Annotated in this window: 4 protein-coding genes; 3 read left to right on the top strand and 1 reads right to left on the bottom strand. The window is 47.9% G+C overall.

What is annotated here, in order from left to right; all coding sequences use genetic code 11:
- Positions 1-4: 4 nt before the first annotated feature.
- From ACR0P9_RS11665 to ACR0P9_RS11655, 3 genes are all read left to right on the top strand, one after another.
- On the top strand, positions 5-127 hold the full coding sequence (locus ACR0P9_RS11665) for a helix-turn-helix domain-containing protein (RefSeq protein WP_432620331.1): 123 nt from the start codon (positions 5-7) through the stop codon (positions 125-127).
- Positions 128-248: 121 nt separating this feature from the next.
- Positions 249-797, top strand: a complete 549-nt coding sequence (locus ACR0P9_RS11660; RefSeq protein ID WP_432620335.1) for a hypothetical protein — start codon at positions 249-251, stop codon at positions 795-797.
- A 66-nt stretch (positions 798-863) separates the two neighbouring features.
- A complete protein-coding gene (locus ACR0P9_RS11655) occupies positions 864-1,061 on the top strand; it encodes a hypothetical protein (protein ID WP_432620333.1) in 198 nt (65 codons plus the stop codon).
- A gap of 77 nt (positions 1,062-1,138) precedes the next feature.
- Here the strand turns inward: ACR0P9_RS11655 and ACR0P9_RS11650 are convergent, their stop codons facing one another.
- Positions 1,139-1,939, bottom strand: a complete 801-nt coding sequence (locus ACR0P9_RS11650) for a Cof-type HAD-IIB family hydrolase (RefSeq protein WP_432620327.1) — start codon at positions 1,937-1,939, stop codon at positions 1,139-1,141.
- Between the last annotated feature and the right edge of the window lie 43 nt (positions 1,940-1,982).

Raw genomic sequence — 1,982 nt, 5'->3', positions numbered from 1 at the left:
TCCGATTGCAACGATTGCTCGTTCTGTCGGCTATCCGAATCAGCTGCACTTCTCCCGTGCCTTCCACAAGGTATTCGGCATCCCGCCGCGCGAGTGGCAGAAGCGCAACCGCAAGACTTCTAAGTAATCGTTCCAAACAAAAAATGTATCGCCAGTTCTGGAAAATCCAGAGCTGGCGATTTTTTGCTGTTATCGTTGTGTTTTGCTAACTTTTATGGTATTCTATACCAGACAAAGGAGGACGATCCATGAAACACACGCATTCTGCCCTGCTTTTGGTCTGTCTGGCATCTTTTTTGCTCACAGGCTGCGGTTCCGGCAAAGCAGGTTCATCTGAAAATCCCTATGTATGTACCAAACAAACCGCCAAAGCAGGCAATTATGTTACCTATGACTATGACGCAAATGGCAATTGCACCAAAGAATCCCGTTATTCTGCATCTGGGAATCTTACCGGCTGGACAGAGACAACATATAATGACGACAATCAGCCGACAGAGGTTATCACATACAGCGAAGCCGGAAAGCTTCAAACCCGCGTCAGCAATCAATACAAAAACGGCAATTTACTTGCTACTGTCAGTCTGGATGGAAACAAAAATAGAAATTACACAGAATCCTATGCATATGATGCCAAGGGACATTTGACCAAGCAGATACACACCGAAGAGCACGGCAGTGTCGACAACAGCTATTGGGTCGAAATCACAACAGATGACCAGGGAAGACAAACCAAATCGGTGCAGCACAACCATGCCGATACGACTGAAGATACGATTACCATCGAATCTCTCTAAAACGAGGCAGGAAATCTCGTCAAATCCAGCACGTACACCAACGATACGCTGGACAGCTGGGATGAAATGGACTACGATGCGGACGGCAATCTGCTCAACACCTGCACGTATGACGCGCAGGGAAAATTACAGATGAAATACACGAATATCTATGACAAGAACGGCAATCTCACAGAGACTGACTTACTCACCGCAGATAAAAGTGAACCTCTCGTGACCTATGACTATCTGACGCTCAAGCAATACTTGAAAACAACCGCATAATTCCCCGAACAGCACAAAAGACCCGCCTCTGGCAGGTCTTTTTCTTTCCCTATTCCTATATCTACCATCTATGCCCCTTAGATGAATCGATAAATGGCCTTTGCCACACCATCATTATCGTTGGTGTCTGTGACATATTTTGCCAGTTTCTTTACAGCCTCATCGCCATTTCCCATGACGACCGGCATACCTGCAATGCGCAGCATATCCGAATCATTGTCGCTGTCTCCAATTGCCATCACTTCGTCCATCGTGATGCCCATGACATGCGTCAGCTCCTGCAAAGCAAGTCCTTTATTGACGCCTTCCGGCATAATCTCAAAATTATTTTCCGCTGAGCGCGTAATATGAATGCCCGGCAGCTGGTTAATTTCCGCCAATGCTTCTGCCAGCACTTGAACATCGCCGCGGGCAAAAACCTTAGACACCGGAAATTTATGCTCGCGAATCGTCGCCGCAACATCCGGCAGGACGACTTTGCTCGACCAAAAGCCCTCTGTGCGCTTGGTATTGCACAAAATTTCATCCGAATATGGGTTCAAATACAATCTGTCACCCACATAAATCATCACGGTGACCGGACGATTCTGTACAGCCTCTACGACCTTCGCGCCGATGTCCCACGGCATCGCCCATTCTTTGACATTGCGCGCATTGCGCACATCGGAAATCGCTGCGCCGCCCGCTGAAATCAGCAAAGAGGACGCGCCAATTTCCTTCGAGAAAACAGCGGCTTCTCCTACAATTCGACCGGTACAGACGATAACCTTGACGCCCTTACTGCGGGCATAGGCAACCGCCTCCACTGTCGATGGAAGTATATCAATACTGCTGGTCAGCACTGTTCCGTCCAGATCCAGTGCAATCAAACGATACATTCTGAATAGCTCCCCTTCCGTCTGTGAAAATCCTGTTTTTATG

The organism is Butyricicoccus sp. (assembly GCF_050872565.1).
In the GTDB taxonomy this organism is placed as follows: domain Bacteria; phylum Bacillota; class Clostridia; order Oscillospirales; family Butyricicoccaceae; genus Butyricicoccus_A.
The sequence above is the reverse complement of the archived record's forward strand: the minus strand, read 5'-3'. Positions and strand labels throughout refer to the sequence as shown.

Excerpts from the sequence above, each read along its gene's own strand:
- ACR0P9_RS11660 (WP_432620335.1), top strand. The coding sequence starts at position 249 with ATGAAACACACGCATTCTGCCCTGCTTTTGGTCTGTCTGGCATCTTTT.
- ACR0P9_RS11655 (WP_432620333.1), top strand. The coding sequence starts at position 864 with ATGGACTACGATGCGGACGGCAATCTGCTCAACACCTGCACGTATGAC.
- ACR0P9_RS11650 (WP_432620327.1), bottom strand. The coding sequence starts at position 1,939 with ATGTATCGTTTGATTGCACTGGATCTGGACGGAACAGTGCTGACCAGC.